The organism is Myxococcus sp. CA040A (genome assembly GCF_013336725.1).
In the GTDB taxonomy this organism is placed as follows: Bacteria; Myxococcota; Myxococcia; order Myxococcales; family Myxococcaceae; genus Myxococcus; species Myxococcus llanfairpwllgwyngyllgogerychwyrndrobwllllantysiliogogogochensis.
Genome location: NZ_JABUMR010000017.1, coordinates 93956 through 116458 on the forward strand (window position 1 = coordinate 93956; position 22503 = coordinate 116458).

General features: G+C 70.6%; 13 protein-coding genes. 6 read left to right on the forward strand and 7 right to left on the reverse strand.

Going from position 1 to position 22503, the window contains the following annotated elements; translation table 11 throughout:
• Window positions 1-23: 23 nt before the first annotated feature.
• A complete protein-coding gene (locus HUA75_RS43405) occupies window positions 24-1208 on the forward strand; it encodes a phage capsid protein (protein WP_141642503.1) in 1185 nt (394 codons plus the stop codon).
• Between the two features lie 120 nt (window positions 1209-1328).
• Window positions 1329-2225 (forward strand): bestrophin family protein, encoded by an 897-nt coding sequence (locus tag HUA75_RS43410; RefSeq protein ID WP_174463987.1) that lies wholly within the window; start codon window positions 1329-1331, stop codon window positions 2223-2225.
• A gap of 10 nt (window positions 2226-2235) precedes the next feature.
• On the opposite strand, the gene HUA75_RS43415 is transcribed toward HUA75_RS43410, so the two are convergent.
• Together HUA75_RS43415 and HUA75_RS43420 are read right to left on the reverse strand one after the other, a co-directional pair.
• Entirely contained in the window at window positions 2236-4014 is a 1779-nt protein-coding gene (locus tag HUA75_RS43415) for a DUF6311 domain-containing protein (RefSeq protein WP_174489788.1), read from the reverse strand.
• Window positions 4015-4119: 105 nt separating this feature from the next.
• Window positions 4120-5178: a nitronate monooxygenase family protein gene (locus tag HUA75_RS43420; protein WP_254628072.1), complete on the reverse strand. Its 1059-nt coding sequence runs from the start codon at window positions 5176-5178 to the stop codon at window positions 4120-4122.
• A gap of 249 nt (window positions 5179-5427) precedes the next feature.
• On the opposite strand from HUA75_RS43420, the gene HUA75_RS43425 reads away from it, so the two are divergent.
• The 4 genes from HUA75_RS43425 to HUA75_RS43440 all read left to right on the forward strand — a co-directional run bounded on the left by HUA75_RS43425 (window position 5428) and on the right by HUA75_RS43440 (window position 9368).
• Window positions 5428-5982 (forward strand): GNAT family N-acetyltransferase, encoded by a 555-nt coding sequence (locus HUA75_RS43425; RefSeq protein ID WP_174457847.1) that lies wholly within the window; start codon window positions 5428-5430, stop codon window positions 5980-5982.
• A gap of 334 nt (window positions 5983-6316) precedes the next feature.
• Entirely contained in the window at window positions 6317-6970 is a 654-nt protein-coding gene (infC, locus tag HUA75_RS43430) for a translation initiation factor IF-3 (protein ID WP_371745711.1), read from the forward strand.
• Between the two features lie 262 nt (window positions 6971-7232).
• Window positions 7233-8852: a sigma 54-interacting transcriptional regulator gene (locus tag HUA75_RS43435; RefSeq protein WP_141644315.1), complete on the forward strand. Its 1620-nt coding sequence runs from the start codon at window positions 7233-7235 to the stop codon at window positions 8850-8852.
• 171 nt (window positions 8853-9023) lie between these two features.
• Window positions 9024-9368 (forward strand): hypothetical protein, encoded by a 345-nt coding sequence (locus HUA75_RS43440; protein WP_141644316.1) that lies wholly within the window; start codon window positions 9024-9026, stop codon window positions 9366-9368.
• A 10-nt stretch (window positions 9369-9378) separates the two neighbouring features.
• Here HUA75_RS43440 and HUA75_RS43445 read toward each other — a convergent pair whose 3' ends face one another.
• The 5 genes from HUA75_RS43445 to HUA75_RS43465 all read right to left on the reverse strand — a co-directional run bounded on the left by HUA75_RS43445 (window position 9379) and on the right by HUA75_RS43465 (window position 22503).
• On the reverse strand, window positions 9379-13071 hold the full coding sequence (locus HUA75_RS43445) for a serine/threonine-protein kinase (RefSeq protein ID WP_174489790.1): 3693 nt from the start codon (window positions 13069-13071) through the stop codon (window positions 9379-9381).
• A gap of 103 nt (window positions 13072-13174) precedes the next feature.
• Window positions 13175-17314 carry a DUF4215 domain-containing protein gene (locus HUA75_RS43450; RefSeq protein WP_174489791.1) on the reverse strand — a complete coding sequence of 1380 codons (4140 nt, stop codon included), beginning with the start codon at window positions 17312-17314 and terminating at the stop codon, window positions 13175-13177.
• A 12-nt stretch (window positions 17315-17326) separates the two neighbouring features.
• Complete coding sequence (locus HUA75_RS43455; RefSeq protein ID WP_217442681.1) at window positions 17327-19171, reverse strand: OmpA family protein; 1845 nt, start codon at window positions 19169-19171, stop codon at window positions 17327-17329.
• Between the two features lie 255 nt (window positions 19172-19426).
• On the reverse strand, window positions 19427-21034 hold the full coding sequence (locus HUA75_RS43460; RefSeq protein WP_141644319.1) for a CocE/NonD family hydrolase: 1608 nt from the start codon (window positions 21032-21034) through the stop codon (window positions 19427-19429).
• 101 nt (window positions 21035-21135) lie between these two features.
• Window positions 21136-22503, reverse strand: a complete 1368-nt coding sequence (locus HUA75_RS43465; RefSeq protein ID WP_174464513.1) for an ATP-binding protein — start codon at window positions 22501-22503, stop codon at window positions 21136-21138.

Genomic DNA, 22503 nt, shown 5'->3' on the forward strand with positions numbered 1-22503 from the left:
CACGAACGGGCACGCTGGAGCGCATGACACCTGCTCCCGTGCTGCGGACTGGCCGCTGTTCTGATTCGCGTCCCCTGGCTGTGCTCGTCCTGGTGGCGGCGCTCGCCGCGTGTGGACCCGAAGCGCCTCGCGATGAAACCGAGCCGCTGGAGCGAAGAGAGGACGCACTGCCCGCGGGCGGTTGGCGGACGTTGATGGCGAGCGGCGGCGCGCCCATCCGGAACATCACCCGCCGCTCGGATGGACTGCTGATTGGCGGCGCGAGCGCGGGGACGCGCGTCGACGTCTGGACGAGCGGCAACGGTGGTGCGAGCTGGTCACTCCACGGCTCCGTCGCGAACAACCCCGCGGTGCAGTTCGGCGACGTGACGATGCGAGCCATTCCGGGGACACGCACCATCTTCTGTGCGTTCCGCGAGTACGCCGGCGGCCAGTACCGCATCACCATCACCCGGAGCGACAACGACGGAGACCACTGGGTCTACGACAGCACCGTCATCGGCCCCGTCACCCGCTTCGTCGGAGCGCCCTTCCTCTTCCAGCGCGCGAATGGAGACCTGCAAGTCTATTACGACTCCGAGCCGCTCGCCGCGCAGCGCGGCTATCCGGGCCACCAGTGGATTGCCATGCAGGGACGCGCGGGAATCTCGGGGCCGTGGACCGCGTATGGCGTCGTCGCCGTGGCGTGGGACAAGCGCGCTGGAGCGCTGAACCGCGAGGGCATGCCCACCGTCGTGCAACTCGGAGGAGACCGGTTGATGGTCGTCGTGGAGGGCGTGGAGGCCTTCGCCACCGGTGGCGCGCGCGCCAATGTCATCAACGCCGTGCAGTCGTGGGACGGCGGCAGGACATGGGACGAGTCCCTGCGGCGCACCGTCTATCGCTCCCGTGTCGACCCGGGCTCCGGGCGTCGCTACAACGCCTACGTCCCGTATGCCATCCGCGTGGGCAATGGCCCCGTCGGCGTCGCCTTCTGCACAGACGAGGACAAGGTGGGAGCGCCCGACCTGTCGAGCGCCCCCGTGGACCAGCGCAACTGCCACGTCGGCTACGTCAGCACCACGGTCAACTTCGAGACGTGGTCGGCCCCGAGCCCCGTGTGGACCGCGACGTCCCGCAACTACACGCCGGGTCTCTACGAGCGCGCTCCCAACGACGTCATCGCGGTGATTGACGCGCTCGGCGGAAACCGCGTGCTCCAGCCGTAGTCACGAGGCCCGAGGCCAGCCCTTGCTCATGGAAGAGAGGGCTGGACACACCAGCAGCCCCTGGACGAAAAGGTTGCGGCACGGTTTCAAGCGCCGTGGCAGCCTACGCCCTCGAATCCCATGGTTGAGTACGATCCGCATCGTTGGTGGAGTTACTTCCACTATCTCAAGGGCTCGATGGTCCGCGAAATCGTGGCCCGAGTCATGGTCTGCGTCCTGTGGGCGCTGGGCGTCACCATCTTCCATTCCCATGTCCGCTCGGTGGCGATTCCCCCCACGGTCCACACGCTGGCGGGAATCTCCTTGAGCCTCCTGCTCGTCTTCCGCACGAACTCCTCCTATGACCGCTTCTGGGAGGGGCGGAAGCTGTGGGGTGGCATCGTCAACGAGACGCGCAACCTGGCGCGCGCCGCGGGCGTCTTCCTCCAGTCCGAGCCCGCCCTCTACGCCGCGCTGCTGCGGTGGACGGCCGCCTTCCCCTTCGCGTCCGCGTCGTTCCTGCGCACCAAGGCGGAGCTGGGGCCCCTGGCCCAGGAGCTGCCGCCGGACGAGGTGGCGGAGGTGATGCGCGCGCAGCACGTGCCGTTCGCGGTGGCGCGGAAGATGAGCGCGCTGCTCGACGCCGGCCGGCGCAAGGGCCTCTATTCCGAGTACGTGCAGATGCAGCTGGACCAGGACGTCCACCTGCTCGTCGACTACATCGGCGGCTGTGAGCGCATCCGCAAGACGCCCATCCCCTTCGCGTATGTGATGCACCTGCGCCGGGCGCTGCTCGTCTTCTGCTACACGCTGCCCTTCGCGCTGGTGGAGTCCTTCGGTGGGCTGACCGTGCTCGCCACGTTCGTCGTCGCGTACATCTTCTTCGGCATCGAGGAGATCGGCGTCGAAATCGAAGACCCCTTCGGCCACGACGACAACGACCTGCCGCTGGACTCCATCTGCAACACCATCCACGCCAACCTGAACGCGCTCATGCCCGTCGAGCCGCCAGCGCGTCAGGCCCCCCCGGCCGCCTGAGCCGGGGGTTTCAGCGACCGGACACGGAGGACGCGGGCGGCTCGTTGTAGACGCACAGCCACAGCCCGTCCTCCGGCGTGCAGTGCGCGCCCGGAATCTTCTGGAGCCAGCGCACCCTCACGGGGATGACCAGGTAGACCGTCTCGGGGTCCAGCCTGCCCGCGGCGATTTCGGCGTCCATGCCCAGGCAGTACGTCTGCGCCTTGGCGTCGTCGATGCGCGCGACATAGCCGCTGTTGAAGGTGAGGCCCAGCCGGTACGCGCGGTAGGCCCAGCGGTGGAAGTCCATGGGGCCCGCGCGGCAGCCCCGGCCGGAGCCGTCATGCATCTGCGGCGGATACAGCGCCAGGTGCTTGCGGCCCTTCGCCGCCTCGGTGAGCGCGGGGGACGGGAGCGTGTTCCAACGGCCTCCTCCTTGGGCCCTGCGCCCTTCGCCCAGGTTGAGGTCCAGGCCCTGGATGAGCAGCAGCAGCCCCGCCAGCGTGGGCGCGAGCGACGGGCGCACCAGCCGAGGCAGCGCGAGCGCGGCCCCCACGAGCAGCAGGTAGTGCAGCGGCCAGATGAAGCGGCCCGAGGAGCGGAACGCCTCCACCCACTTGAGCACGGGGCGATAGAGCGCGGACACGTCGGCCACCTGCACGCCCTGGAAGGTGATGCGCCACGAGAGGGCGAAGAAGGCCAGTCCCAGGGCGACGACGGTGAGGGGCACCCAGCGCCGCCACAGCGACAGGATGCGCCGGGGCTCGCGGGCCATGAGCCCGAGCACGATGACGAGCGCGACGAGGCCCCCCATGCCCAGGTAGCCGAAGCCCTCGTTCTGGGTTCCGTTCCTGGGCAGCGGGGGCAGGAAGCGGGACCAGCGAATCTCGCCGTGGCCAATGCTGTTGAACAGCGTGGTCAGGTCCGAGGAGTAGTCACCGAACTCCGTGGCGCTCACGGGGATGCCGGTGCCCAGGTAGCCGAAGGCGAAGAAGAGGCCGAGCACGGACGCGAAGCAGGCCACCGCCGCGAGCGCGGGCCAGGTGAAGGGCAGCTTCCGCTCCAGCGCCGTTCGCGCGCACAGCGACAGCGCGAGCGGCAACGTCATGGCGGCGATGACGGGGTGGACACCCGCGGCGAAGACACAGAGCGACAGGCCCATCCCCAGCGCCTGCTTCGCGTCACGCGCGTCGCGCTGGGGAATCAGGTGGAGCCCCACCAGCAGCACCAGCAGCCAGTGCGCGCACAGGGCCTCGTGCGCGAAGGTCATCCGCGAGAGCAGCACGGGCGACAGCACCAGCAGTCCACCCACGCACCACTGGTGCTGCGTGGAGGCGCCCATGCGCCGCGCCACCCACGCCGCGGACGCGCCTTGCAGCATGAGGCACAAACACATCCACGGGCCGATGTACTGGAAGTCCGTGGGCAGCGCGAAGGAGAAGGGCCGCAGCAGCAAGCCCACCCAGGGAATCGAGTCCGTGTACCCGAGCGAGGTCCCCAGCGGATGGAGGTAGTTGGGCGTGGCTCCCAGCGGCAGGCCGAGCGGCGTCTGGCGGAAGAAGAGCCACCCCAACAGGTGCTGACTGAAGTCGTCCCGGATGAGCCAGCCGAGTCGCCAGGGTGCGAGCGCGCCCGGCCCGAAGGTCGCCAGGAACGTGAGCAGCCCGACGAGCGCCGCTCCCAGCGGGCCCGCCTGGGCCTTGCCCCACCGGGTGAGGGCATCCCACGCGTGATGCAGGCGCTCCCACGGGGGGAGCGGCGCCGACGGTGTCTCGGGTGGGGCGGGAAGGGGGGCGCTTGGGTCCGACATTCGTCGGTGCTTGAGCACGGGACTTCCCGCGCCGTCAAGGCGCCGCGAGGGCTTGGAGGGAGGGCGTGCGGCGCGAGCGCCTCCTGGACCGACGCCTCGCGCGGCTCAGAGTCCCGCGAGCCGCGCCAGCACGCGGGTGGTGTCCTTCTCCAGGAAGTCGACCAGCTCCGGCGCGCGCGAGTGCCGGATGAGGGGCGCGTTCTGGCCCGCCCACAGCGACAGGAGGTCTTCGCGCCCCTGACGGGCCGCCGCCTGCCGCAGCGGCTGGGTGAACCAGTTCTGCACGGGGTAGGGCGGGACGTCGTGTTCGTGAGGCGTCATCTCCCGCAGGAAGCGGTTCTTGATGCCACGCGCATAGCGTCCGGAGAAGACGCGCGTCAGCACCGTGGCGCGCGCGGACTCCTGGCGCAGCGCCTTGCGATAGACGTCACTGGCGTTGGACTCCTCGCATGCGAGGAAGGCGGTGCCCACCTGGACACCCTCGGCTCCCAGCGCCAGGGCCGTGGCCACCGACCTGCCGTCGGCGATGCCACCCGAGGCGATGACGGGCGTGCGCACCCGGTCCACCAGCTGAGGCACCAGCGCCGTCGTCGCGGGGGACTCGTCCGCGGGCCTGAGGAACGAGGCCCGGTGTCCACCCGCCTCGCTGCCCGACGCGACGATGAGGTCCACGCCCGCGTGCTCCAGCGCGAGCCCCTCGTCCACGTTCGTCGCCGTCCCCACCGTGAGGATTCCGGAGGCCCGGCACGCCTCCAGGATGCGCGCCGAGGGGATGCCGAAGATGAAGCTGAACACCGGCGGCTTGAGCGCGAGCACCGCGTCAAGCTGCGCGTCGTAGTCCTGGGAGAAGGCGCTGGGGTAAGTGGGCGCGGGCAGGCCCAGCTCGTCGTACCAGGGCTTCAGCCGGGCGACGTTCGCCTGGAACTCCTCCGGCGTGGGGCGCAGCTCCCGCTCCCCTTCCAGCGGGACCCACAGGTTGATGGCGAACGGCCGCGAGGTGAGCCCCCGCAGCTCCCGGACGGTGTCCTCGATGTGCGACGCGCTCAGGTGGTGCGCGCCGAACGAGCCCAGCCCTCCCGCCTCGGACACCGCCGCCGCCAGCCGCGTCGACGACATGCCTCCGCCAAACGGCCCCTGGATGAGGGGGAGCCGGGTTCCAAGCATCCGTGCCACTCGTGTCTCGGTCCACATGGGAAGGCCCTCGCGCCGTCGTGTGCGCCGCTGTCCTAGCGACGAGGGGCCTGCCCCGCGACCCGATGTCCGGACAGGCGGGCGCTTGGGGCTTTTCCGGATAACCGAGAGGAGAAGCCGCGCTTGTGGCGAGGGCGCCTGCCACGGGGCAACGAGCGCTTGCCCCGGCGGGGGGCGGGTGCAACCCTGCCGCGCCGCTCGATTCTCCAAAGGAACTTGATGATGCAAGCACCGGGACCGACGCTTGAAACCGCGCGCCTCATCCTGCGCCCGACGGCGCGGGAGGACTTCGAGGGCTTCGTGGCCCTGATGGCCGACCCCGACTCCTCGCGCCACATCGGCGGCCTCCAGCCCCGCTCCGTCGTCTGGCGGGCCATGAGCTCCATGGCAGGGAGCTGGGCGCTCCAGGGCTTTGGCATGTTCTCCGTGCTGGAGCGCTCCACGGGCAGGTGGGTGGGCCGGGTGGGCCCCTGGCAGCCGGAAGGGTGGCCGGGCACGGAGGTCGGCTGGGCCCTGCTGCGGGAGACCTGGGGCAGGGGCTACGCCACCGAGGCCGCCTCGGCCGCCATGGACTGGGCCTTCGACCACCTGGGCTGGACGGACATCATCCACTCCATCGCCCCGGACAACACCGGCTCCCAGCAGGTGGCCCGCCGCCTGGGCTCGAGCCTGCGCGGCCCCGGCAAGCTCCCCGCCCCCATGGAGAGCTCCCTCGTGGAACTCTGGGGCCAGGGCCGGGACGCGTGGCGGGCCCGCCGCGCTTCGTCCAATGGCTGACCCAGGGTGGGATTCCGGGGCAAGGAAGGGGCCCTGGTGTTATGTCCGCCGGTGGGCTAGTCCTCGCCCCTGGGACGTGTCTTCCCGCTTGCTCCCTTTCTCACGGGGCAAGGGGGCGATTAGATTCGAAGTGTCGCACGGAGAGGCCGCACCGTGCGCGAGTGTCAGAGGGGCGGGCCGCCCGCCGTACGCATCGACCCACCCCATGCCGTAACTCAGTGACCTGCCCACCCTTGGGGCAGCAGGTCCTTCCACCCTTTCGCAGGAGCGTCACATTCTTCGTGATCAAAGAGGCAGCCGCGGCGGGAGCCGCGACCAGAGAACCAATCGCCGCATCCGCGCCCGTGAAGTCCGGGTGGTCGGCTCCGATGGCTCACAGCTCGGAGTCATGCCGCTCGAGGCCGCGCTCGACAAGGCCCGCTCGGAAGGGCTCGACCTGGTCGAGGTCAGTCCGATGGCTCAGCCGCCAGTCTGCAAGATCATGGACTACGGCAAGTTCAAGTACGAGGAGAAGAAGAAGGCCGCGGAAGCCAAGCGCGCCCAGCTCATCGTCCACCTCAAGGAAGTGAAGCTCCGTCCCAAGACGGAGGACCACGACTACGAGTTCAAGGTCCGCAACACCCGCGGCTTCATCGAAGATGGCAACAAGGCGAAGGTGGTCATCCAGTTCCGCGGGCGTGAAATCACGCACAAGGAGCAGGGCACCGCCATCCTCGACGACGTGGCGAAGGACCTGAAGGACGTCGCGGTGGTGGAGCAGGCCCCGCGCATGGAAGGGCGCTTGATGTTCATGATTCTCGCGCCCACGCCGAAGATCGCCCAGCGTGCCCGTGAGCAGGCCCGCGCCGCGGCCGGCCCCAAGCGGCCGTCGACCCCCTCCCCGGCCTCTTCTGAGAAGCCCGCGGCGACCGCCACGGGCACCACGCCCGAAGAGAGCGCCAGCCCCGCGGCGCCTCCCCCGTCGGACACGACGGGCCCGACGGCCTGAGACCCACAGCCCCCGCACGCGGTGGACAATCTCCACCGCGTGGGGGGCCTCTCAGGGCCGCGTCCCTTTCAGCCTCCCTGGAATGAGGTGATGGGGAGCGATGACGTCAGCGGCCCACACGTGAGGCCGCTGGCTGGCGAGCTGGCGAGGGCCTGCTCCCGTGAGCGTAGCTTCGCTGACGGTTGAGTCGCCTCGGCTGATCTCCCCGCGCCGGGCCGGTGTACGCTGATAGGTTGGAAGCACCTGGAAATCGAACCAGCCCATGCAGCAAAAGCTCGCCGCCGACATGTCGACGACCGCCGTCCATACGAAGGGCAAGTCCGCGCAGGCCCCGCGGAGTGTGCCGGCCTTGACGGTCGTGTCGCATCCCCATCCCCAGCGCATCGGTGAGCGGCTGTTGCTGGAGGTGCTCGCCAGCGTGGGCCGGACGGCGGCGCTGTCGCGCAACGCGCCGGACTTCTCCCGCCCGGGAGGACTGCTGGCGCTGCCCCTGGGAGACCCCTTCCTCAGCCGGACGCCGGTGCTGTTCGAGCCGGGCTCCCATGGCGGCCTGCGCCTGCTGGTGCCGGAGGATGGCACCCAGGTCTGCGTGGCCGGGGAGTCCGTCGCCGGAGGCCGGGAGTTCACCCACGAGGAGCTGGTCGCCGGCGTGCCGCTGGTGCTGGCCGAGCGCGTGGTGCTGCTGCTGCACCTGGCCTCCTCGGGTGGGGACGTGGTCTCCCACAAGGACCTGGGGCTGGTGGGGCAGGGCGAGGGCATCCGGCAGCTCCGCGAGGACATCCTGCGGGTGGCGGACCTCCAGGTGCCGGTGCTCATCCGGGGGGAGACGGGCACGGGCAAGGAGCTGGTGGCGCGCGCCATCCACGAGCACGGCCCGCGTCGCTCGGGGCCCTTCGTCAGCGTCAACCTGGGCGCGCTCTCCAAGGAGCTGGTGGCCGCGGAGCTGTTTGGCGCGCAGCGCGGCGCGTACACGGGCGCCAGTAGAGATCGCGAGGGCTTCTTCCGCGCCGCGCACGGAGGCACCCTGTTCCTGGATGAGGTGGGGGAAGCGCCCGCCGAGGTGCAGGCGGCGCTCTTGCGCGTGCTGGAGACGGGCGAGGTGTATCCGGTGGGCGGCCACACGCCGGTGCCCGTGGACGTGCGGCTCGTCGCCGCCACGGACTCGAATCTCGAGGCGCGCATCGAGGAGCGCCTGTTCAAGGCGCCGCTCCTGCACCGGCTGGCGGGCTTCGAGCTGCGGGTGCCCCCGCTGCGCGAGCGGCGCGAGGACATTGGCCTGTTGTTCCTCCACTTCGCGCGCCAGGAGCTGGAGACGACGGGCGAGACGTGGCGCCTGGCTTCCACCGACCCGCGCGCGCAGCCCTGGCTGCCCGCGGCCGTCGCCGTCCGGCTGGTGCGCTACGCGTGGCCCGGCAACGTCCGGCAGCTGCGCAACATCACCCGGCAGCTCATCATCGGCAGCCGGGGCCTGCCGGGCCTGCGCGTGGACTCGCGGCTGGAGCAGACGCTGGATGCGGAGTCGCTGCCCGTGCCGGGCAAGGTGCTGACCGCGCCCACCTCGGGCCAGCCCGACGCCGCCGACGCGAAGTCCTCCCGGCGCAAGCCGTCCGAGGTCGGGGAGGACGAGCTGCTGGAGGCCCTGCGCGCGTGCTCCTGGGACTTGAAGGCCACCGCGGACTTCCTCGGCATTCCGCGCCCCTCCGTCTACGTCCTCATCGACAAGAGCTCGCTCATCCGCACCGCCCGGGACTTGAGCCCGGAGGAAATCACCCGCTGCTTCCAGGAGTGCGAGGGGGATTTGGACAAGATGGTGCAGCGGCTGGAGGTCTCCCGCCGCGCCCTGCAGCGCCGCGTGCGCGAGCTGGGCCTGTCGGACGCGTGAGTGGACGCGTCAGCCTCCGGGCATGACACGTCGTTGACGCGTCCATCGCTCCCCGGCACCGCGTGCCCGGAGGGGGCTTCCGAGTGAGCCGCATGTCGGCACGCGCTGGTACGGTGCCTGCAATCTGTTGCCACAGACAGTCAGTCCAACCCCCAGAAGGAGCCACGGCCCATGGCCGATATCGTCATCAGGATTCAGTCCTCAGGACCCACCCCGGAAGAGCCCCGCGTCCGTCACGGTGACTCGGTGACGTTCACCCTGGATGGAGTCGTTTCCGCCGAGGTGAAGTTCCCCGACGGGACGTGCCTTTCGAATCCCGGCCCGTTCTTCCTGAACAACAGCACCCTGGCTTCTTCCAACAGCACGAACAGCGTGACGCTGACGTGCGCGCCGGACAAGTACCCGTTCCAGGTGATTCTGCCCGACGCGAAGCACGGCCCGGGCAACAACTACGAGACGAAGAAGGGCGGCCTGGACGTGACGACCGACCCGCCGGAAGACTTCAAGAAGAAGTAGTCGCCGCGCCTCAAGGCGGGGGAGGGCGGGCCGACAGCTCCGAGTCGGAGGTGGGCCTGCCCTTCCAGCCCGGCGCGAGGTGGGGGTTTCGCGAGAGCGCCACCTCCGCGTCCTCTCGGGCCTGCACGCGCCACGCCTGCTGTTGCTCGGTGGGCGCGTTGTCGGCCAGCGCGAGCCGCAGTCCCGCGCGCAACAGCAGGGCCTTCGCCCACGCCGGCCGCGCCGCGACGATGTGCGCGACGTGCTCCAACCCCCGCGTCAGCATGGGGGTCGCGTCTTCTCCCTGCGACTGCTTCCAGCGCCCCCACGCGAGCTGCAGCTCCCCGGCCGCGAGCACGTACTCGTGCCGCCTGGGCGCCAGCTCCACCGCGCGAGCGAGCGCCTCCGCGGCGTGCTGGAAGTCCTCGTCCTTCGCGGTGCCTCGCCGGGCCTTGTCGCGGGCGCGCACGTCCAGCACGCCGCCCTGGTAGCGCCACGCGTAGGCCAGCTTCGGGTTGAGCTCGCGGGCGCGGGCGAGCGCCTCCTCCGCCTGGGCCAGGTCCGGGCCCACGTCGCGCCCGCGCGCCAGCGCGTGGGTGGCCCACAGCACATGCACCCGCGCCAGGTTGGTCCACAGGTCCGCGTCGCCGGGGAGCAGCTCCAGCGCGCGGCGGTAGTCCTCCTTCGCCGCCTTGAGGCTGGGGCCGGGGTCGTCCCCGCGCGCGACGAGGAAGCCCGCGCGCACCGCCTCCACCTCGCCCAGGTTGTTGTAGGCGAAGGCCTGCTGCGGGGCCACGGCGCGCGCCTGCTCGAAGGCCTTGCGCGCCTCGGTCAGCAGTGCCCCCACGTCCTTTCCGTCCTCCCAGCGCTGCTCGGCCTGCGCGAGGAGCGCGGCGCCCAGGCCGTTGTGGAGCTGCGGCAGCTTGGGGTTGATGTCCCGGCCCTGCCGGTAGAGCGCCAGCGCCCGCTCCAGGTCCGGCTCCGGGTCCTGCCCGTGCTCCTGTCGCCAGCGCGCCAGCTGCTCGGAGACGTCCGCGCCCTGGAAGCAGGCCATGACGTTGCGCGGGTTGAGCGTGAGCGCGCGCTCGATGGCCTCCATCGCCCGCGTCAAATCTCCCGAGGCGTCCGGGGCGCTGGGGATGGCCGCCCGCGCGCGATAGGAATTGCCGAGGTTGATCCACGCGTCCGCCTGGTTCTCCCTCACGCGGATGGCGGCGAGGTACGCGTCGATGGCCTTGCCCTGGTGGACGAGCGAATCCTCCCCGTGCTCGCTCTCGTAGTCGGCCCACACCTGGTGCGTCAGGCCCAGGTTGGCGTGGAAGGCATAGTCGCGCTCCTCGGGGCCCAGCCGCTCCAGGGCGTCAATGGAGAGGCCGAGCTGCTCGCGAGGGTCCTGCGACAGCCGCTGGCGGTGGCGGGCCCACAGCCGGTGGATGATGGCCAGCTCCAGCGTGACGCGGTCGCTCGGGGGCGCAAGCTTCAGCGCGGCCTGGGCCGCGTCGATGGCCTTGCCGAACAGCATCTCCACGTCGTCGGTGTTCTGGTTGGAGTGCTGCTCGCCCAGGCGGCGGTAGAGCCGCGAGCGCACGATGAGCGAGCGGTGATGGTCCGGCGCGGCCGTGAGCGCGTAGTCCAGCGACTCCAGGCCCCGCTGGTAGGGCGGCAGCACGTTGCCCGCGCCGTACAGCTCCATCACGAGCGCGGCCAGCTCCAGTCGCCCCAGGGCGTAGTGGCCGTCGGGCTGACTCTCCGCCGTGGCGATGGCCGCGGCGTACGCGCGCCGTCCGGCCTCCAGGTCCGCCTGCGAGCCCACGCCGTCGCCCTGGTGCCAGCGCCCCATGGCGCGCGCCAGGTACACGTCTCCGCGCAGCAGCGGCGCTTCGTAGAACCAGGGCTGGGTGTGGCTCATCGCCTCCAGGTGCGCCAGCGCCTCCTCATGGCGCCCCTCGTGGAAGGCGAACAGGGCCTTCACGTACAGCGGCGGCGCCGGGACATCCGGACCCTCGGCCTGACGCAGGTACGCCAGCGCCGGGTCCCGATAGCGCTGCTCCAGCTCGCGGCGGCGCAGCTCGCGTTGCTCGGGACTGCGCCGCTCGACGTCCAGCAGCAGCTTCTCGCGGTACTGGTCTCCCAGCACCAGCGCCAGGGCCCAGGCCGCGCGAGGCTCGCGGTAGCCATGCTCCCACGCGGACTCGAGCTTCCGGCGAGCGCCCTCCACGTCGCCCAGCGCCAACAGCGCGCGGCCCAGCGCGTAGTGGCCGGGGCCCACCGCGTGTTCACCCGCCTCCCGCACCTCGGCCTCCAGCGCGTCCATGCTGGCGCGCAGGGCGGTGCGGTCCTCGCGCGTGTCGTGCAGGCGCGAGAGGAATGAGTAGCGCGCGGCGGCCTCGATGCGCTCCACCCGCTCGGTGAAGCTGCGCGTGAGCCGCTCGCGCTCGGCCACCTCGCTGCGCGCCAGCACCGCCTGCCCCAGCGCCAGCGCCACCACGGTCAGCGCCGCCAGGCCCGCGCTCAGCGCCACGCGGTGCTTGCGCGCCTTTCTGCGCAGCCGGTAGCCCAGGCCGCGCCGCGCCTGCACCGGCTCTCCGCCAAGGAAGCGCTCCAGGTCATCCGCCAGCGCTCGCGCCGAGTCGTAGCGGGCCGAGCGGTCCTTCTCCAGGCACTTGAGGACGATGGCCTCCAAATCCTGGGGGATGTCCCGGTCCACCGTGCGCGGCGGCCGGGGCTCCTCGGTCTGGAGTCGGGTGATGATGTCGTGCTCGCGGGTGCCCTGGAAGGGCGTCTGTCCGGTGAGCAACAGGTACAGCGTGGCGCCCAGGCCGTAGACGTCCACGCGCCGGTCCAACCGCGCCGTGTCGCCCTTGGCCTGCTCGGGGGCCATGTAGTGCGGCGTGCCCATCACCACGCCGTGCAGTCCGCCCTCCTCGCGCCAGTCCCGCGCCAGTCCGAAGTCCATGACGAAGGGCGCGAAGTCTCCGTCCTCCGTGCGCTCCACCAGGATGTTGCCGGGTTTGATGTCCCGGTGGACCAGTCCCGCGCGGTGCGCGGCGTGCACACCCTCCGCGGCCTGCCGCAGCACCAGCACCTTCTGCTCTGGCGTCAGCGACGGCGCCAGCTGGCCCAGGGACTGGCCGGCCACGTAGCGCATGGCGATGTAGCCGCGCCCCTGCACCTCACCGACCTCGTACACCTCGCACACGCGTTCGTGACGCACGCGGGCCTGGGCGCGGGCCTCGGAGAGGAAGCGGCGCGCCAGCTCCGGGTCTCCGCCCTTCACGAACTTGAGCGCGACGTTGCGGCGCAGCAGCGGGTCATATGCCAGGAACACCTGTCCCATGCCGCCCTGCCCCAGGAAGCGCACGGGCTGGTAGCGGTCCCAGTCTAGCACGGGGAAGGACGGCTCCGCGTGTGAGTCGGTGGACGCGGGGGCGGCCGGCGGGGGCACCATGGGTGTGTCCGGGTCCAGCGTGGCTGCCTCTTGCGGGCTCTGCCCACCGGAGCCTCCCAACTCCCGGGAGACCTCCTCGCGCAGCTCGCTCAGCGTGTGCTCGCCCAGGCGCCCCTGCTCCCTCAGCAGCTCCAGGGGACTGCGCCCCAGGCCGAGCGCCTCCTCGCGCAGGGCGGCCGCCTCCTCGGCGGAGACGAGCCCTTCGTCCAGCGCGAGGAGCAGCTCCTCCTCGAACGTCTCCTGCTTCTTCCCCGCGATGTCCACGGCCCCCAGCATACGGGGTTGCGCGGTTTTACGGGGAGATCCGCCGGGAGGTCCACGAGTCCCCGGGGTCGGGGACTGGGGGAAGGGATGTGGACCCCCCGGCGGAAAACCGTCGCTACCGGCGCTGCTTGCGGCGCAGGCGCAGACCCAGCAGCGCCAGCAGGGGCAGCCAGGACGTCGCCGGGGCCGCGCTGCAGCCGCCGCCCGCGAAGGCGCGCGTGTTCACCACCGTCCACCGGTACTCGGCGGGGGAGGCATCCACGTTGCCGGCTTCGTCGGTGGCGCGCACCCGCAGGGTGTGGTCACCGTCGTTGACGTCGTAGGTCTCCTGGCAGGCGATGAAGGGGCCGCCGTCCAGGCTGCACTCGTACGTCACGCTGCCCTCGTTGGAGGCGTACGCGAACGGAGCCTCCGGGTCTCCGGTGCGAGCCGGCGGGCCGCGGCCGAACGACGTGTCCGGCGCCTGCGTGTCGATGCGGAAGGTGTCGACATTGGAGGGCGCGCTCGTGAGGCCTGTCGAATCCGTGGCGTTGGCGACGACCGCGTGTGTGCCGTCCGCCAGCGGCGTGGCGGGCGTGCAGCTCCAGGCCCCCGTGGCGCTCGTGGTCGCCGTGCACAGCACGGTGTCTCCCTCGCGCACCGTCACCGTGGAGCCCGGCGTGGAGGTGCCGGAGATGGCCGGGGTGGACGTGTCCAGCACCGAGCCGTTCGCGGGGCCGGTGATGACGGGCGCGGCCGGCGGCGTGGTGTCCACGGTGAAGGTCACCGGGGCCGAGGGCGCGCTGGGGTTGCCCACATCCTCGGTGGCGACGGCGGTGATGGTGTGCGGACCGTCGGTCAGCGGCGTGGCGGGCGTGCAGCTCCAGTTTCCGGCGGCGTCGGCGGTCGCGGTGCAGAGCACCGTGCCACCCTCGCTCACCGTCACCGTGGTGCCCGGCTCGGACGTGCCGCTCAGGGGCGGCGTCGAGTCAGTCGTGGTGGAGCCATTCACGGGGCCGGTGATGACGGGCGCGGCGGGCGGCCCGCTGTTGATGATGATGTCCACCGGCGGAGCCGTCTCCGTGGCGCCCACCTCGGTGGAGGTGAGGACCACCGAGTGCGGACCCTCGGGGATGTTGCCCAAATCACACGTCCAGTGGCCGTTGTTGTCGACGACGGCGGTGCACGCCGGGGTGGGGCTGCCGTCGACGTAGACGTTGATGGTGGAGCCCGGCGAGCCGGTGCCACCAATGACGGGGTTCGACACGCCGCCCGGAGTCGGGTCCGTCAGCACGGGGATGAGCTGGCAGATGGACAGCGAGTCCACGCGGTAGGCCACCGCGGTCTCCGAGTTGTTGTTCAAGGCGCAGTCGGTGTCGACGAGCGCCAGGCGCACGTCACCCGAGGCCGCGTCGAAGTCGCGGCGCAGCGGGAAGCCCAGCTCCATCGCGGCGTCACGGGTGGTGGACGGGGGGCCCCCCGCCGGGACGAAGCCGAGCGAGAAGCGCTGCTCGCCCGTGCCCGACGTGTGGTTGAAGCCGAAGATGCCCGGGTACCAGTTGGTGCCACCGGAGTAGCTCACCGCTCCGGAGACGTAGCCGACGCGGTAGCGGCCCGGCACGGTGAGCGGTGCCTGGATGGCGCCCGCGGCCAGCTCCGGTTCGTCGATGCTGGACACCTGGGTGCACTGGCTGCTGCCCTGCCGGGTGAAGAACACCCGCACCTCGGTGTTCTTGCAGCCGTGGGCCGCCTCGATGGTGCAGGTGGCCGAGCAGCCGTCGTTGGCCTCCGTGTTGCCGTCGTCACAGGCCTCCGAGCCGGCCTTGATGCCGTCGCCGCACGTCACGGCGCAGACGGAGGGGTTGCCGGTGCAACCGTGGCCCGCCTCGATGGCGCAGGTGGCCGAGCAACCGTCGTTGTTGGCGGTGTTGCCGTCGTCGCACAGCTCCCCGTTGTCGAGCATCGCGTTGCCGCACACGTTGGCGGTGACGCAGACGTCCGTGTGGGGATTGCAGGTGCCGCTCTCGCAGACGCCAGAGGCGGCGCAGGGCTGGCCGTTCGCCCACAGGCAGCGCGGCGAGCAGGTGTCCCCGCTGTTCAGGTTGCCGTCGTCACACACCTCGGAGCCGGCCACGACGCCGTCGCCGCAGGTGGTGGCGCAGCTGGAGGGCAAGCCGCTGCAGTTGTAGCCCGGCTCCTGGGCGCAGATGCCGGAGCAGCCGTCGCCGCTCAGCTTGTTGCCGTCGTCGCACGTCTCGCCCGAATTGAGGGTGCCATTGCCGCAGGTGTTGAAGCAGGCGTTGCCGGGGGGCGGGCAGCTGTAGCCGGAATCCACGGCGCACGCGGTGCAGCCGTCGCCGTCCGTCATGTTGCCGTCGTCACACGCCTCGCTGCCGGCGGTGATGCCGTCGCCGCAGAGCGTGACGCAGTCGGAGGGCGTGTTGGAGCAGGAGTAGCCTGGCTCCACGCCGCAGCCCTGCGAGCAGCCATCACCGGCGGTGGTGTTGTTGTCGTCGCACGTCTCGTTGGCGTCCACCGTGCCGTTGCCGCACGTCGGGGCACACACCGAAGGCCCGTTGGAGGGCCTGCTGCACGAGTAGCCCGACTCCACGCGGCACTCGGTGGCGCAGCCGTCGCCCGGGTTCAGGTTTCCGTCGTCGCACTGCTCACCCGGATTCACCGTGCCGTTGCCACACGTCTTCGCGCAGGGCTGGCCCACGGTCGGACAGGAATAGCCCAGCTCCAGGGTGCAGGCGTTGGAGCAGCCGTCGCCCAGGTTCGTGTTGCCGTCGTCGCACAGCTCGCCGGAGTCCAGTCGCGAGTTGCCGCACAGCGGAGCGCAGCTGGACGGCTGGCCCACGCACTCGTAGCCGCTCTCGATGCGGCAGGAGTTGGAGCAGCCGTCGCCGGACAGGCCATTGCCGTCATCGCACAGCTCGCCCGGGTTGATGGTGCCATTGCCGCAGGTGGCGACACACGCCTGTCCCGGGGTGGGGCATGCGTGGCCGGCTTCGATACGGCAGGACGCGTTGCAGCCGTCGCCGATGGTGGTGTTGCCGTCGTCGCACTGCTCGCCCGAGTTGAGCAGGCCGTTGCCACACGTCGCCGCGCAGGAGCTGGGCGAGCCGGCGCAGCCATAGCCGGGCTCGATGCCGCAGCTGGCGCTGCAGCCGTCGTTGTTGACGGTGTTGGCGTCGTCGCACTCCTCACGCAGGGACACCGCGCCGTCGCCGCAGCGGTCGTCGTAGGCGTCCACGAAGAGGTAGCGGAACGCGTTGGGCGTCGACTCCGCGTTCTCGTTGCACAGCTCGATGCGGTTGAGGCCGATGCGCCAGGCCGCCGTCGTGCCGAACTCCCGGATGATGTTCTTCTGCCAGGAGTTGCCCGCGGGCTCGCTCACGGTGGTGGGCGTGAAGGCCGCGCCGTTGACCGCCGCGCTGTCGAACTCGTTGTCATTGAACGTGGCCAGCCGCATGCGGAACTGGGCGATGTTCGTCGTCGAGGGGATGATGAAGTCCTGGTAGACGCACACCGGCGCGCCCAGGGGGGCCGCCATGAAGCGGGCCGTGGTGATTTCCTGCGGCCAGTCCTGGGCGTTGCGCACGCCCGTGGCGGCGCCCGTCGTGCCACCCCGGTAGAACCAGTGCGGATCCGCGCCGGACTCCAGGCGGCGGTTGTTCTGGTCCACGCCGGTGTTGAAGAAGGCGAGGCCCGCCCTCACGCAACGGCTGGGCGTTCCCGCGCAGGCGAAGCCGGGCTCCACCTCGCACATGCGGCTGCAGCCGTCGCCCTCGGTGCGGTTGCCGTCGTCGCAGATCTCCTGGTCGAAGTTGGGCCACTGGCGGTTGTTGAAGACGCCGTTGCCGCACAGCGACAGGTCGCACGTGGCGGTGCAGCCGTTGGCGCCAGCGGCGGTGTCGCCGTCGTCGCAGGCCTCGCCCGGGTTGACGACGGTGTTGCCGCACAGGCTCGCCAGCGAGCAGGCGCGTCCGGGGACATGACAGAGATAGCCGGCCTCGACGGTGCCGGTGGCGGAACAGCCGTCACCGCTCACCGTGTTGCCGTCGTCACACTGCTCGCCGGGCTGGATGCGTCCGTCGCCGACGACCTCGGCGGCCTGGCTTGCCAGGACGGATTCCTCGACGGGAGGGGGTGGGGTGTTCTGCTCGCAGCCGGTGAGGGCGGTGAAGAGCGCGAGCGCGAGCGCGGTGGAGAGCCCCGAGCGCGAGGACTTCACGGGCTCGGAACAAAGGGGTTCAGGGACACGTGTGTTCATGGAATGTCTGCCTCACTTCTCGATGGTGTCGGTGGGAGCGCCCTGCTTCGTCTCGACGCCCTCGGCGTCACCGACGATGCGGAACTCCACGCGGCGGTTCTTGGCGCGGCCGGGCTTGGTGGTGTTCTCGGCGATGGGCTTCGCGGGGCCGAAGCCCTGCGACTCCAGCCGCTCGCGGCTGAGGCCCTTGCCCACCAGGTACTTCACCACCGCCTCGGCGCGGCGCTGGGACAGGTCCAGGTTGTAGTCGGCCTTGCCCGTGTTGTCGGTGTGGCCCTCGACGCGCAGCTTCTCGATTTCAGGGTGCGACGAGAGGATGGACGCGACGCCGTCGAGCAGCTTGTGGCTGCGCGCGCTGATGACGTCCTGGTTGTTCTCGAAGAAGACGGCCTCGAGGATGCGAATCTGGCCCTCTCCAATCTGCGCCAGCTGCTTCTGCTTGCAGCCGTGGTTCTTCTCCGTGCCGGGCTCGTCGGGGCAGTTGTCCAGGCGGTCCACGAGGCCATCGCCGTCGCGGTCCTTGTCCGGGCAGCCGCGGTTCTCCTTCGGGCCCACCTCGTTCATGCAGGCGTCGCGCGCGTCGGCCACGCCGTCCTTGTCGTTGTCCGGGTCCGGGCAGCCGTTGGTGTCCTCGAAGCCGTCCAGGTCCTCCGCCTCGCGCGGGCAGGTATCCTTGGAGTCGGCCAGGCCGTCGCCGTCCGTGTCCGGGTCATCCGGGCACCCGTCGGAGTCCTCGAAGCCGTTGACGTTCTCCGCCTTCGCCGGGCAGCGGTCCGCCAGGTTGAGCAGGCCGTCCTTGTCGTCGTCCTCGTCCGCGCAGCCGTTGAGCTGGGCGAGGCCCGGCGCCGTCGGGCAGCGGTCCGCGAGGTTCTTCACGCCATCGCCGTCCGCGTCCAGGTCGGGACAGCGGGCCGCGTCGTGGGGCTGGCCCGCGACACATGACGCCACCGGCGTGTTGCCAGGGCCGAAGTTGACGCCCGCAAGCACGCGGAACTCCGGCGTGCCGGGCGTCTGGCCGAAGCCCGGGCCGCCCATGACGTAGAACTCGGTGCCGTTGCTCGTCGGCGCGCGCAGACCCAGCAGCACCTCCAGCGACTCCGGCGCGTCCGCGAAGGGCAGCGTGCCGCGCACGACGAGTTCCTCGCGCAGGCCGAACAGGTGGGCGGTGAGGTTCACACCGCCGTTCATCTCCACGCCCATCTCGTCGCGAAGCGGGTCCGCGCCGGGGGAGAGGGCGTACGTCTTGGTCCGCACCAGCGCGCCCACGTCGGCGCCCACGCGCCAGGTGTCGCCCAGCTTCTTGCCCAGGCCCAGGCGCGGGGTGAAGACGAAGCCGTCGTCCTTCGTGAGCACTTCCTCACTGCCCAGGGGCAGCGCGGCGCCCAGGTGCAGGCCCACGTCCAGCGGTCCACCGCGCGACTCGGACAACAGGCCCGCGCGCACCTGCAGCCAGGGCGTGCCCAACGAGCTGGTGTCCGGCGTGTCGAAGCCGAGCGTGCTCGTGTCCGGCCCCCACTGCGCGACGATGGGCACCTGCGCGCCCACTTCCAACCAGTCCGTCACCGCATAGGCGCCACTGAAGTGCACCGTCATGCGGTCCGAGATGATGGTGCCCTGCCGCTGGTCGTTGCGCAGCAGCACCAACGGCTCGTTCTCGTAATGCGCCGTGAGGGCGATGCGGAACGTGCCGTCCGGCAACAGGTCGCCGGTGGACAGCACGAGGCTGTCCTTCGCGCCCGGGTTGAGCTGCAATCGCTCCAGCTCGATGCTTGGGATTCGCTGGGCCTGTGCTTGAGCGGAAAACGCCCAGAGAACGGCCAGTCCTCCGAGCAGGGGATGACGACTTCTTGAATTCAAGGGTTCCTCCACGTCCGCGCTGCTCACCGGGAGCGCGCGCGGCCTTCAGCCACCAAATGTGTGTGAGTGCACATTTGCACGCCCCGGGCCAGGGCGTCGTGGGCGGTAGGCAGGAGGACGAGAGCCCCTGCTGACGTGTCAGGGCACGTCCGGACGCAAATGCGCGTGCCGTTGACGTGTCAGGTCAGCAAGAGGCGGGTGGAAGCAGACCCTCCCGAACTCCTCGAAAAGAGTCCGGGAGGGAGGGGCGCATTTCTAGCGCAGTGGCAGGTCCAGCCAGGACGGGCCACTGAACGCCAGCGAGGCGCCGGTGGTGTTGGCGTCGAAGTAGAGCGGGTCCTCGGTGTCGACGACGAGCGCGAGCCGGTGCCAGGCCGGGACGTCGTACGCCGTGGCGGGGAACACCAGGTTCAAGTCGAGCGGCGCGCCGGGCGTGGCGCCCGTCCAGCTCAGGGGCACGTGGGTGATGAGGCCTCCGAAGTCGCCGGCCAGGTCATAGAGGTAGGCGACCACGGTGCCCGACGCCGTCGTCGGGGTGATGCGCAGCCGCAGCGTGGCCGTGCCGCGAATGGCGACAGCGTTCGTGGAGAGCCCGGAGGTCCAGACGCCCGCGTTGAGGCGGTTGACGCCCGGCAGCCAGACCACGGGAGGAATCCCCGTCAGCGCCTGGAGCCCGTTGGTGAGCAGCGCGACGCCCGCGTCGGCGTGGGTGTCGAAGCCGCCAAAAATGGTCCGGGATGGGTTCGTGGACGAGCCGCCCAGCGTGCCGGTGCCATCGAGCAGGCGGATGGCGCCGAGCGCGTGACGTTGGGTGCCCGAGGACACGTCGGCCCAGGACGTGTAGCCCTCCACGTCGCCGTCATAGGTGCGCAGCACCACGGGGGCCTCGTTGCCGATGCCGGTGTTGATGCCGGCCACGTACTGGTCCATCCAGCGCGTCACGCTGGTCCACACATGGTTCTCCAGGCCGAGCAGGCCCGTGGCCTCGACGACGGCGTGGTCCCCGGGGGCGAGCTCCAGGCGCTTGGGGCCGGTGAGCTGGCCGAAGAACGCGGAGAGCTGGTTGGGCGGAAACAGGCTGTCGCCATACGCGTTGGCGATGAGGATGGCGGGCGCGTTCGCGTTGATGCGGTCCACGTAGGTGGCGGCCGAGCGCACGCGGCCCCAGCTCTTGATGCCCTCGATGTCGCGGTTGGCGAAGTAGTTGTCGATGGTGGTGCGCAGCTCGGGGCTGGGACGGCCCAACAGGCGCGAGGCGATATCCAGCAGGGCCACCGCCTGGGGCCTGCGCGTGTCCCCGCCGTACAGCGAGGCCACCAGGTCCGTCCAACCGGAGAGCGCGGCGACGGCCTTCACGCGCGGGTCGAAGCCGGAGGCGATGAGCGAGATGCCGGCGCCGTACGACACGCCCGCAAGGCCGATGCGCGCGCTGTTCGTGGGCGTATTCGCCACCAGCCAGTCGATGACGCGCGAGGTGTCCGCGATGTCCGCGGGCCCGCCCGTGTCGATGCCACCACCGGAGGCCCAGAAGCCCCGGGGCGTGTACGAGAGGGCCACGTAGCCCTTCTGCGCCAGCGCCTTGGCCTGGGCCAGGTACTCCAAATCATTGAGGCCCCAGCTCGCGATGAAGACGACGGCGGGATGGGGGCCGGGCGTCGTCGGCGCGATGAAGTTGGCCTTCAGCACCACGCCATTGCCGACCGGGATGTCGACGAACTGGAAGCCCGTGGTCGGCACCGCCGCGAGCACCACGCGCGCGACAGGGGAGGGATTGGGAACGGATGCGGCCCCGGCGAAGGGGACGAGCAACGCCAGGAGGAGGGACGGCAGTCGGAGCAACCGGGGGGCAAGACGCTGCGCCATGGAGCACCTCACGGGACTGCTGGCTAGAGGGGGAGCGTCCACCGTAACGGTAGATTGATTCGTCAATCAAGGTATGTCTCGGAAGACTTGTTAAGCAGATTTCATCGTCCCGGGAGGGAGTAGCGGCCTTCCTTGTGGAGTTCGCGGGTGATGCCGTGGAGGAGGTCCTGTGCGCGAATCTGTTGGGGCGTGCGGACGACGGCCTTGAGGCAGGCGTGGCGGAGCACGTTGATGATGGCGCCACCGGACAGCTCGTGCTCGCGCGCGAGTCGGGGCAGGTCCACGTCGGGCGCGAGGGGGAAGGGCTTGTCGCGGAAGCACGCCTCCCAGAGCCGCAGGCGCTGCGCCGGGCCGGGCATGGGGAAGTGAATCATGGACTGGAAGCGGCGCGCGAAGGCCTCGTCGAAGTGCGAGCGCTGGTTGCTGGCGAGCAGGGCGATGCCTGGGAAGTCCTCGATGCGCTGGAGCAGATAGGAGATCTGCTGGTTTGCGGCCTGGTCATTGGCGTTGCGCGATTCGGTGCGCTTGCCGAAGAGGGAGTCGGCCTCGTCGAAGAAGAGAATCCAGCGCTGGAGCTGGGCGTGGTCGAAGAGGCTGGCGAGGTTCTTCTCCGTCTCTCCGATGTACTTGGACACGACCTTGGAGAGGTCGACTCGGAAGACGGGCAGGCCGGTGGCCTTGCCCAGGAGCGTGGCGGTGAGCGTCTTGCCGGTGCCGGGTGGGCCGTGGAAGAGGCTGCGGTAGCCGGGCTTGAGCTGTTTGCGCAGGCCCCAGGTGTCCATCAGCGTCCGCTGGTGGCGCGCCCAGGTGATGATGTCCTCCAGCTCCTCTCGCAAGGGGCCATCGAGCACGAGGTCGTCCCAGGTCTGGAGCGTGGTGAGGCGCTGGGCGGGGAACTCGGGGCCGAAGGGAGGTTGGTACGTGCCTCCGGTGGTGAGGCGCTCCAGGTACTCCGGCGTGAGCTGGAGGGCGGCGGACAGGGGCGGCTCGTCCGGGTGACGGCGCTCCAGGCGCAGCACGCGTCGCGCGAGGAGTGGGTGCTCGGGATGGAAGAGGCGGTGATGGGAGAGCCGCGCCGAGAGGTCTTCTCCCGCGAGGAGGAACAACGCGGTCTCACCCGTGGGGAGGAAGCCGCCGTGGGAGCTGCCCACCAGTCCGCCGAACTCGGTGAAGCGGCGGTCCAGCGCCTGGTTGCGGATGAAGAGCGGGTCCAGGACCGCGGGCTGGATGTGAGGCAGGTACGCGAGGATGAGGAGCAGTCGCTCCGGAGGAGGGAGCTCCAGCTCGCGGACGACGTCCGCATAGGGTGCGGAGAGCTCGGGCAGGCGCGGGGGTGAGAGGGCGTCCTGGAGGGACTCGTGTGGAGCGTCTCCGGCGTGCTGCTTGAGGCGGAGGTCCAGCAGTTGGCTGAACCAGGCGACCTCGGCGCGGATGCACGCGGCGTTCGCATCGAGAGAGGGGGCGTCCAT

Bases quoted from the DNA above. Each gene is read 5' to 3' on its own strand.
- HUA75_RS43460 (WP_141644319.1), bottom strand. From the start codon at position 21,034: ATGGCGCAGCGTCTTGCCCCCCGGTTGCTCCGACTGCCGTCCCTCCTC.
- HUA75_RS43450 (WP_174489791.1), bottom strand. From the start codon at position 17,314: ATGAACACACGTGTCCCTGAACCCCTTTGTTCCGAGCCCGTGAAGTCC.
- HUA75_RS43415 (WP_174489788.1), bottom strand. From the start codon at position 4,014: ATGTCGGACCCAAGCGCCCCCCTTCCCGCCCCACCCGAGACACCGTCG.
- HUA75_RS43440 (WP_141644316.1), top strand. From the start codon at position 9,024: ATGGCCGATATCGTCATCAGGATTCAGTCCTCAGGACCCACCCCGGAA.
- HUA75_RS43445 (WP_174489790.1), bottom strand. From the start codon at position 13,071: ATGCTGGGGGCCGTGGACATCGCGGGGAAGAAGCAGGAGACGTTCGAG.
- HUA75_RS43420 (WP_254628072.1), bottom strand. From the start codon at position 5,178: ATGCTTGGAACCCGGCTCCCCCTCATCCAGGGGCCGTTTGGCGGAGGC.
- HUA75_RS43465 (WP_174464513.1), bottom strand. From the start codon at position 22,503: ATGGACGCCCCCTCTCTCGATGCGAACGCCGCGTGCATCCGCGCCGAG.
- HUA75_RS43425 (WP_174457847.1), top strand. From the start codon at position 5,428: ATGCAAGCACCGGGACCGACGCTTGAAACCGCGCGCCTCATCCTGCGC.
- HUA75_RS43410 (WP_174463987.1), top strand. From the start codon at position 1,329: ATGGTTGAGTACGATCCGCATCGTTGGTGGAGTTACTTCCACTATCTC.
- HUA75_RS43405 (WP_141642503.1), top strand. From the start codon at position 24: ATGACACCTGCTCCCGTGCTGCGGACTGGCCGCTGTTCTGATTCGCGT.
- HUA75_RS43435 (WP_141644315.1), top strand. From the start codon at position 7,233: ATGCAGCAAAAGCTCGCCGCCGACATGTCGACGACCGCCGTCCATACG.